The following is a 9,658-nucleotide window of genomic DNA, read 5'->3' as shown; positions in this document are numbered from 1 at the left end:
ACTATCAAGGCAGGAGATTTAATTGCCAAAATTAAAGTGGTGGCCAATGTTTCGAATTTGAGCAATACTCAAAATCAGGTTCAAACCGCGAAAATAAACTTGGACAATCAAGAAAAATTGTTTCAAAGACAAAAAACATTATTTGATAAAGGCGTGATTTCTGCCAATGATTTTGATGCAGCTCAAGTAGCTTACAAACAAGCCAAACAAAATTACTCAGCCTCAAAGCAAGATTATGACATTGCGAAAACAGGAACCACTACAGGTCTTGGAAATTATGCCAATACTTTAATTCGTTCTACCGTAAACGGAATGGTGCTTGATGTTCCTGTAAAAGTTGGGAATCAGGTAATCGAAAGTAATAATTTTAACGAAGGAACAACCATTGCTAGTGTTGCTGATGTAGGTCGAATGATATTCATAGGTAAAATTGATGAATCCGAAGTGGGAAAGATAAAAGTAAACTTACCTATTGAAATTACAGTCGGAGCCATCGAAAACAAAAAGTTTGATGCTGTTTTAACCGATATCGCTCCAAAGGGGAAAACGGAAAATGGTGCCATTCAATTCGAAATAAAGGCTTCGTTATTAAATAGAGATGACACGTTTATCAGGGCAGGATTAAGTGCCAATGCTTCGATTATTTTGGAGAGAGCGGATAAAGTTATGGCAGTCAAAGAAGCATTAATCCAGTTTGACAGTAAAACTCAAAAACCTTTTGTAGAAGTGGAAACGTCGAGTCAAAAATTCATTAGAAAAGATATAGATTTAGGAGTTAGCGACGGAATTTATGTAGAAATTAAAAGTGGATTGAAGGCTTCCGACAAAATAAAAGTTTGGAATCAGGGCTTGAAAACAGAAGAGCCAAAACCATAAGCTAAACTTATAAAAAGATTTTCAGTTTTAAAATAAATGTTAAATTTGTGTAGTACCTTTGCTACGCTTTCATTCAAAATATATGAAAAAAATTAATTGTATTAGTCTCATTTTTATTCTGCTGTTTAGCTTGTCAATTCAGGCTCAAACTAAAAAATGGACACTAGAAGAATGCGTTAAATACGCCATTGATAATAATATCTCCATCAAACAAACCGAATTAGATACAAAGACGGCAGACATTGGAAAAAAAGATGCGATAGGGAATTTTATTCCATCCTTGAATTCAAATGCATCACACTCTTGGAATGTGGGTTTAAATCAAGACCCAACAACTGGACTTTTGCGAAATCAAACTACCCAATATTCTTCAATGGGTGCTGGTGTTGGTTTTGATATTTACAAAGGAATGCAAAATCAAAACGCGCTTCGAAAAGCCAACCTTTCGATTATTGCAGCAAAATATCAGTTGACAAAAATGCAGGAAGATGTAGCGCTAAATGTTGCCAATGCATTCTTACAAGTACTTTTTAACAAAGAAAATTTAAAAGTGCAACAGGAACAATTGATAATTAATAATAAACAGCTTGCTCGTTCTGAAGAATTAGTAAAAGCCGGTTCCGTTCCACGTGGGGATTTGTTGGATATAAAAGCAACAGTCGCTTCTGATAATCAAAAAGTTATTGCTGCTGAAAATGCTTTGTTGATTTCCAAGTTGAGTTTAGCCCAATTGTTACAGCTAAAAGAGTTCTATGATTTTGACGTAACAGACGATACTACTGCCAAAGACGAAAACAACATTTTAGCACAAACGCCAGTTGCTATTTATGAAAAAGCAAAAGAGGAAAGAACAGAATTGAAAATTGCCAAAACCAATTTAGAAATCGCCGAAAAAAATGTAGCCATTGCAAAAGGTGGTTTTCAGCCGACATTACAAGGTTTTTACAATATTAACACCCGAATTTCGTATGCTGATACTTTCGATTTTCAAACAGGAGCATCTCAACCTGCAGCTTCTTTTGGGCAACAATTTAGCGACAATAGAGGACAAGCTTTTGGAGCACAATTATCGATTCCAATTTTTAACGGATTTTCGGCTAGAAACAATGTGGAGCGTTCCAAAGTAAATTTAGAAAAATCAAAAATTGCAGTTGAACAAGAAGAATTGGCATTGCAAAGAAACGTTTACACCGCATTTACGGATGCTAAAGGAGGTTTGAATGCATATGAATCCTCACTTTCAGCTTTAGACGCCAGACAAGAAGCCTACAATTATGCCAAAGAAAAATATGCTGTGGGAATGATGAATTCATTCGATTTTAATCAATCACAAACCTTGCTTTCTTTCGCCCAATCTGAAGTGTTGAGAACCAAATACGATTACATTTTTAAAATAAAAATACTGGAGTTCTATTTTGGAATCCCAATCATCAAAATCTAATTTATTATGTCAAAAAAGACTATTTATTTATTAATAGGCGGAGCAGTTGCGATAATTACATTATTAATAATACTTTCTAAAACAGGAGTTATAGGAAATAAAGATAAGGGAAAATCGGTTGAAATTGCCAATGTTAATGCTACAACAATCGTGGAAACCGTTTCTGCAACAGGAAAAATTCAACCCGAAATAGAAGTAAAAATCGCTTCTATGGTTTCTGGTGAAATTATCTCTTTACTAATAAAAGAAGGACAAGTTGTTAAAAAAGGAGATTTATTGGTTAAGATAAATCCTGATTTATATACTTCTGGATTAAACAGATCTGTCGCTAATTTATCTGGAACTAAATCAGGTTTAACTCAAGCCGATGCTTCCTATAAGGAAACCAAAGCCAATTACGACAGAAACAAAACATTATTTGAAAAAGGAATTATTTCCAAGTCAGATTGGGATAAAACTGTTGCTTCTTTTGAGGTGGCAAAAGCCTCCAAACAAGCGGCATATTTCAATGTTCAAAGTGCTTCTGCAACCGTGAATGAAGCTAGAGACAATCTAGGAAGAACCATAATTTATGCGCCAGCAGATGGTACAATTTCTGTTCTTAACGTGGAACTTGGCGAACGAGTTTTGGGAACGCAACAAATGGCCGGAACCGAAATTCTTCGTGTTGCAAACCTCAATAATATGGAAGTGGAAGTGGATGTGAATGAAAATGACATCGTAAAAATAAAAGTGGGAAATGAAGCCAAGGTTGAGGTGGATGCCTATTTGAAGAAACAGTTCAAAGGAATTGTTACCAGTATTTCCAACTCGGCAAGTACTGCTTTAACAGCGGATCAAGTAACTAATTTCAAAGTTAAAATTAGAATTCTTAAAGAATCCTACCAAGATTTATTGGAAGGAAAACCAGATACCTATTCTCCTTTTAGACCTGGAATGACGGCGACTGTTGATATTGTTACAAAAACAAGACCTAATGTTTTGGCTGTGCCAATTAGTTCTGTTGTTGTAAAATCTGACACAACTGCTGTGAAAGGATTTAAAATGGAAGATAAAGAGGCTGATAAAAAAGCAGCACCAAAAAGCGATAAGAAACTGGAATGTGTGTTCGTGAAAGTGGGCGATAAAGCTAAAATCCGAATCATAAAAACTGGAATTCAAGACGATGCAAATATTGAAGTGATTTCTGGACTTAAAAAAGGAGACGTAGTCATCACTGGACCTTATACCACAGTTTCGAAGGATTTGAATTCAGGTGATAAAGTGACTTTAGATAAAGAGGAAGAGAAAAAATAATGATCAGTAATCAGTTTTTAGTATTCAGTTTTCAGAATCTAAAATCTAAAATTTAAAATTTAAAATTGTCCTACATTCTCAACATTGAAACCGCTACTAAGAATTGTTCAGTTGCTTTGGCAAAAGACGGAAAGACAATTCTGTGCAAAGAAATTGCCGAAGAAGGTTATTCTCACGCGGAGCGTTTGCACGTTTTTATTGAAGAAATCATAAAAGAAGCTGGGATTACTTTCCAAGATTTATCGGCAATTGCCGTGAGTCAAGGTCCCGGTTCTTACACAGGATTGCGTATTGGTGTTTCTGCGGCGAAAGGACTGTGTTTTGCATTGGATATTCCGTTAATTGCAGTGGACACTTTGCAAGTTTTGGCTTCGAGAGCCAAGGTTTCCAATGGATTGATAATTCCAATGCTCGATGCTAGGAGAATGGAAGTGTACAGCGCTATTTTTACTCCAAATTTCGAAAATAAAAGAGCCGTTCAAGCCGAAATTATCACCGAAAACTCTTTCAAGGATTTGCATGAAACACTTTATTTTGTGGGTGATTGTGCCGAGAAATGCAAACCATTTTTAACCAAGGAAAACTATATTTTCTTGGAAGAAATCAAATATCCTTCGGCAAAGGAAATGAGCTTTTTGAGTTTCGAAAAACACAAAAAAAACGACTTTGTTGATGTCGCTTATTTTGAACCGTATTATTTGAAGGATTTTATGATGACAGTTTCGAAGAAATAATTTTGTCTATCATTTTGCGTGGAACGAAGCAATACTATCTGCTGCTCTTGTTTGTGAATTACTAATTTGAATGTTTTTATTCTCCTTTATATTCAAACTCCCATTTCATATTGTCTAAATTTTCGAGAGTTACATAATATTTTTTATTATAAATACTTTTTCTAAATATCGTTTTCCATCCATATTTATCAACACTGTCTTTGTTTACAATAAACAATCTCATTTTTTTATCTTCAATGGATTCAAAATATAAATCCCAATTTTTAGGTCTGTCATTACTATCCATTTTAGTATATGGTTTTATTCCTAAAAAAACAAACATCTTGATATTGCCCACTTTTGAGTATATGTAATTTCCTTTAAAAACAAAATCGTCATTATATTGAAAAACATTCATACTATCATTTGGTGAAATAATATTATAAATTGCTTTATTGGAATTGTTATATATTATTAAATATCTATTATCTATTCTATCCATACAACTAGATAATATTAAGAAAAATGAAAACGTAAAAACATTCCTTAATTGATTAATCATAGTAGTTAATTTATAGTTAATAGATAAATGAAGATAGTATGAGGTCTATCCTAAAGAAGTTATTTTTTTTAATTATTTTTTGCGGATGCCTCTTTCACAAAAGGTTGAATCACAATTCCGGCAGCATCAAAAGCCAATTTACAGCTTTCCAATGTGTCAGAACTAACAACTCCGAAATCTGCATTGTTTGCCCAAGGCCTAACAGCAAGTTGAATCGAGCTGTCTGTTAAAAGCTTTACAGAAACTTCTGCTTCGGGAGTTTTTAGCACCTTTGGATTATTTTTTAAAACTTCAGTAATGATATCTTTGGCTTTTCTAATATCGGTGTCATAAGAAATTGAAAGCGTCAAATCAGCTCTACGAAATCCTTGCAACGAATAATTGATAATCGTCCCATTCGACAGAGCACCATTCGGCACAAAAATAGTTTGATTGTTACCGTTGATTAATTTGGTGACAAATATCTGGATTTCGCTTACGGTTCCCAAAATACCTTGCGCTTCAATCGTGTCTCCAACTTTAAATGGTTTGAAGACAATAATCAACATTCCTCCAGCAAAATTAGACAAAGAACCTTGAAGAGATAAGCCAACGGCGAGTCCCATTGCGCCTAATATGGCAACAAAAGAAGAAGTTCCTATTCCTAATTTGTCAATGAAAGAAACAAATAATAAAACTCTTAAAACCCAAAGTAAAATATCCGCTAAAAATCGGGTTAAAGTCGGGTCTAATTCCCTTTTTACCATTATTCTCCTAATGAGTCTATTGAGAATGCGAATGACGTAAAGTCCAATAAATAGAATCAGGAATGCCGAAATAAGTTTAGGAGAATAATCGATTAAAACCTTGATAAAGGTTTGTGCGTAATTTGTAATATATTCTGGACTGAGTGTCATTTTGTTATTTTAATTTTTTTAAATATCTAATTTAATTTCGAAAGGATTTCTTGAAAATCAGTACTTGGGGTCGAACAAGTTTTGTTTTGGCAAAGATAAAAAAGCGTTTCATTTTCATTAAACCGATTTTTCAAAAAAGGAAGATTGGAGACTTTTTTAGTTCCGGCTAAAATCACATTTGGAAAATAAAAGCTGTTTATTTTTTTACAAAATTCCAATGTCAAATCGCCACAAATCGCCAATTCCTTGTTTTCTTCCGAATAATTCATTGCCAAGTCCATCCAATTTGAATAAGCTGATGGATAATCAACACCAGGCATAATATTCTGTAACATTCTTTGACTTACTTTTTCGTAATACGAATTTTCAAAATAAATACCCAACTGAAACAAGTTTTTCGCCATCACTGAATTCGAAGCAGGAATTACGTTGTCTTCGGTTTCAAAATGTGGTGTTATTAATGCTTCATCCAAATTCGAAGTAAAGGCAAAGAATCCAGTTTTCTCATCATAAAAATGTTCAAAACTATAATCGGTCAATTGTTTTGCATTGAGTAACCATTTTTCGTCAAAAGTTACTTCATATAAACTAATAAACGCAGCAATAACCAAACAATAGTCCTCCAGATATCCGGTGATGGTGCTTTTCTGATTTTTATAATTGTGAAATAAGTTTCCTTCGCTTGACCATAGATTTTTGATGATAAAATCGGCATTTTGCAAAGCTAATTTTAAATAGTTGCCGTCTTCCAATGCTTTGTAAGCATCAACAAATCCTTTTAGCATTATCGCATTCCAGGAAGTCAAACATTTATCGTCCAATCTTGGTTTAGAACGTTTTTCTCTTTCGATATAAAGGTTTTGTTCCCAAATTTTCTTCTTGTTTTCAAGTGTTGAAACTTCGATATTATTGAGTTGTGCAATTCCTTCCAAACTTTGATTTTGAATCAATACATAATTTCCTTCTTCCCACAATCCAAAAGTATTGATGTTGAAAACTTGACTAAATAAATCAAAATCTTCTCCAATTATGGTCTTCAATTCTGGAATTTTCCAAACGTAAAAAGTACCTTCTTCAAGATGTTTTTCTGTATTTAAACTATCAGCATCGAGAGCGCAATAAAAACCGCCTTCGGAATTCATTAATTCCCTTTCAACAAATGAAAGTGTTTTTTCGATAACTTCTTTGTACAAAGGATTTGCCGTCAATTTGTACGCATCGCTGTATAGTGAAACTAATTGTCCGTTGTCATAAAGCATTTTTTCGAAATGGGGAACGTGCCATTTATTGTCAACAGAATAACGCGAGAAACCGCCATCAACGGTATCAAAAACGCCACCAAAAGCTATTCTTGTCAACGTAAGATTTACAAATTCAAGTAATTGAGCATCTTTTTTTTTATGGCCATAGCGCATTAAAAAATAATAATTATTGGGCATCATAAACTTGGGAGAACTTGCCATTCCGCCAAATTCCCAATCGAAACTGTGTTTCCATTTTTCAACTAATGTGGCAATTTGTTCTTGCCGCTCGTCTGCGCTCGGGATGACATTTGGGTTTTCATTTGGAACGATTCGGATAGATTGAATTCCTTGATGGAGTTTTTCAGCATAATCAATCAATTTTTCCGGATTAGACTTATAAAGTTCCTGTAACTGCTCGAGCGCATTAATCCACTGTTCTTTCTTGAAATAAGTTCCGCCCCAAACCGGTCTTCCGTCAGGAAGTGTCACCATATTTAACGGCCAACCTCCACGACCAGTCAAAATCTGGACTGCTTTCATATAAACAGCATCAACATCTGGGCGCTCTTCTCGATCGACTTTGATGGAGATAAAATGAGCATTCATGACATCAGCGGCTTCCTGGTCTTCGAAGCTTTCGTGCTCCATAACGTGACACCAGTGACAAGCCGAATAGCCAATACTAACAATTATCAGTTTGTTTTTTTCTTTGGCTTCAGCCAATGAATTGGCGTTCCAACCTTTCCAATGCACTGGATTATTAGCGTGTTGCAATAAATATGGACTAGTTTCTTTAGAAAGTAAATTCATTTTTTTTAGTTTTGCTTCGCCTATTCGTTTTCACTCGGGTCAGTCGTAGCTAACTGAATACTGCGACTGAAGACTGAATACTTTTAAGCGTTTACCGCTTCGACTTTAATATTTTCATCGTTTAGCATACTTTTTAGCATATTTTCGATACCACTTTTTAGAGTAAAAGTTGATGATGGACAACCACTACAAGCACCTTGAAGAATAACTTTTGCCGTTTTTGTTGTTTCGTCATAAGATTCAAAAGCGATATTTCCGCCATCAGCCTGAACTGCTGGTTTTACATATTCTTCCAAAATATTGATGATTTGCTGCGAAGTGACATCAAGATTGTCGAAGTTTTGAGTTTTAACGGTTTCTTTTTCAGCAATCGCCACAAGTAAACTTTCGTCAAGAACAGTTCCTCCGTTTTCGATAAATTGTTTAATAAAACTTCGTATTTCAAGTGTTATTTCTTGCCATTCGTTTACATCATATTTCGTTACAGAAATATAATTTTCATCCATAAAAACCTCTTTCACATAAGGAAATTTGAATAATTCTTTAGCCAATGGAGAAGCTGCCGTTTCATCGATGTTTTTAAATTCAATAGCGGTTTTTGTCAACATTCTGCTTACCACAAATTTCAAAGCCGCTGGATTGGGAGTTGATTCGCCATAAACCGTTATTGGTTGTTTCTTTGTCTTGTTTTCGGATGGAGTAATAATTATTCCACCATTGGACACAAAAGATTCTATTTGTTCTGCCACAGCCTCTTTTACCTCTTCCCATTCTACAATGCTAAATTTTTCGATTGCAATGAAATTCCCTGAAATGTAAACTGTTTTTACAAATGGTAAGTAAAAAAGCTGTTGCGCCAAAGGTGAATTTGTGGCTTCATCAATATTTTTGAATTCGAAACTTTCATTTTTTGTGATAAAATCCTCTAATTCGAATTTTAATATACTTGGATTTTGCGTTTCTTTTATGGTTATTTTTGACATAATTTTTTTAAATTTTTACAAATTTAACGAAGTTATTTTCTACTATTAACTATATTTGATTTTTTAAAGAATAAATTAACTTAATTTTGTTTTCGATTAAATATTTATTCTTTTTTCGCGTTAGTTAATAGTTGCCTCATTATCTAAATATAATACTTTTTGGATGTATCATAAAATTAAGATTATTATAGTTCTATTCTTGGTAACCCAATATTCTTTTTCTCAAGAAGGAATTCCTGTTTATTCTGATTATTTATCGGATAATTATTATTTGATCCACCCTTCTATGGCTGGAGCTGCAAACTGTGCTAAAATTAGGCTTACTGCACGGAAACAATGGTTTGATCAGGTAGATGCACCAGCACTCCAAACCTTAAGTTTTAATGGAAGAGTTGGTGAAAAATCAGGAGCCGGAATTATTCTTTTTAACGATAAAAACGGGTACCATTCTCAAAAAGGTGTTAAATTAACTTATGCACATCACATTATGTTTTCAAGAGATGATATTGATTTGAATCAATTGTCTTTTGGTATTAGTGCTAATTTTTCCCAGAGCCAATTAGACGAAACGGAATTTTTACAATCAGGAGATTTTGACCCAATTATTAACGGAATTATTGTTCAAGATGCTTCTTATTTCAATGTTGATTTTGGAGCTTCTTATAACTATCTTGATTTTTATGTTCATGGAACTGTTCAAAATGCAGTTGAAACCAAAAGAAAAATTTATACGGATTCTGAAAGTGCCAATTTGAGAAAATTTCTCTTGAGTGCAGGTTATGTTTTTGGGGATAAAGACAAAATATTATGGGAACCTTCTGTTTTGTTTCAGCTTGT

The 9,658-nt window shown here is 33.9% G+C and carries 9 protein-coding genes; 5 read left to right on the top strand and 4 right to left on the bottom strand.

All coding sequences use genetic code 11. From position 1 onward, the window contains the following. The 4 genes from ACH2BV_RS00935 to tsaB all read left to right on the top strand — a co-directional run. On the top strand, positions 1-876 hold an 876-nt coding region (locus ACH2BV_RS00935), incomplete at its 5' end, for an efflux RND transporter periplasmic adaptor subunit (protein WP_395048604.1). An 82-nt stretch (positions 877-958) separates the two neighbouring features. Next, entirely contained in the window at positions 959-2,317 is a 1,359-nt protein-coding gene (locus ACH2BV_RS00930; protein WP_395048603.1) for a TolC family protein, read from the top strand. A gap of 6 nt (positions 2,318-2,323) precedes the next feature. After that, complete coding sequence (locus ACH2BV_RS00925) at positions 2,324-3,613, top strand: efflux RND transporter periplasmic adaptor subunit (protein ID WP_395048602.1); 1,290 nt, start codon at positions 2,324-2,326, stop codon at positions 3,611-3,613. A gap of 65 nt (positions 3,614-3,678) precedes the next feature. Continuing rightward, positions 3,679-4,347, top strand: coding sequence for a tRNA (adenosine(37)-N6)-threonylcarbamoyltransferase complex dimerization subunit type 1 TsaB (gene tsaB / locus ACH2BV_RS00920; protein ID WP_395048600.1), 669 nt, complete (start codon positions 3,679-3,681; stop codon positions 4,345-4,347). A 76-nt stretch (positions 4,348-4,423) separates the two neighbouring features. Here tsaB and ACH2BV_RS00915 read toward each other — a convergent pair whose 3' ends face one another. The 4 genes from ACH2BV_RS00915 to ACH2BV_RS00900 all read right to left on the bottom strand — a co-directional run bounded on the left by ACH2BV_RS00915 (position 4,424) and on the right by ACH2BV_RS00900 (position 8,821). Beyond that, positions 4,424-4,828: a hypothetical protein gene (locus ACH2BV_RS00915; RefSeq protein ID WP_395048599.1), complete on the bottom strand. Its 405-nt coding sequence runs from the start codon at positions 4,826-4,828 to the stop codon at positions 4,424-4,426. A gap of 128 nt (positions 4,829-4,956) precedes the next feature. Further along, positions 4,957-5,784 (bottom strand): mechanosensitive ion channel family protein, encoded by an 828-nt coding sequence (locus tag ACH2BV_RS00910; protein ID WP_395048597.1) that lies wholly within the window; start codon positions 5,782-5,784, stop codon positions 4,957-4,959. 26 nt (positions 5,785-5,810) lie between these two features. Beyond that, on the bottom strand, positions 5,811-7,838 hold the full coding sequence (locus ACH2BV_RS00905; protein ID WP_395048596.1) for a thioredoxin domain-containing protein: 2,028 nt from the start codon (positions 7,836-7,838) through the stop codon (positions 5,811-5,813). Positions 7,839-7,921: 83 nt separating this feature from the next. After that, on the bottom strand, positions 7,922-8,821 hold the full coding sequence (locus tag ACH2BV_RS00900; RefSeq protein WP_395048594.1) for a NifU family protein: 900 nt from the start codon (positions 8,819-8,821) through the stop codon (positions 7,922-7,924). Positions 8,822-8,984: 163 nt separating this feature from the next. Between ACH2BV_RS00900 and ACH2BV_RS00895 the strand changes: the two genes are divergently transcribed. Then, positions 8,985-9,658, top strand: a 674-nt coding sequence (locus tag ACH2BV_RS00895; RefSeq protein WP_395048592.1) for a type IX secretion system membrane protein PorP/SprF, incomplete at its 3' end; no start/stop codon positions are given.

The organism is Flavobacterium sp. (genome assembly GCF_043780635.1).
In the GTDB taxonomy this organism is placed as follows: Bacteria; Bacteroidota; Bacteroidia; order Flavobacteriales; family Flavobacteriaceae; genus Flavobacterium.
This window is presented reverse-complemented; position numbering and strand designations above follow the sequence as displayed.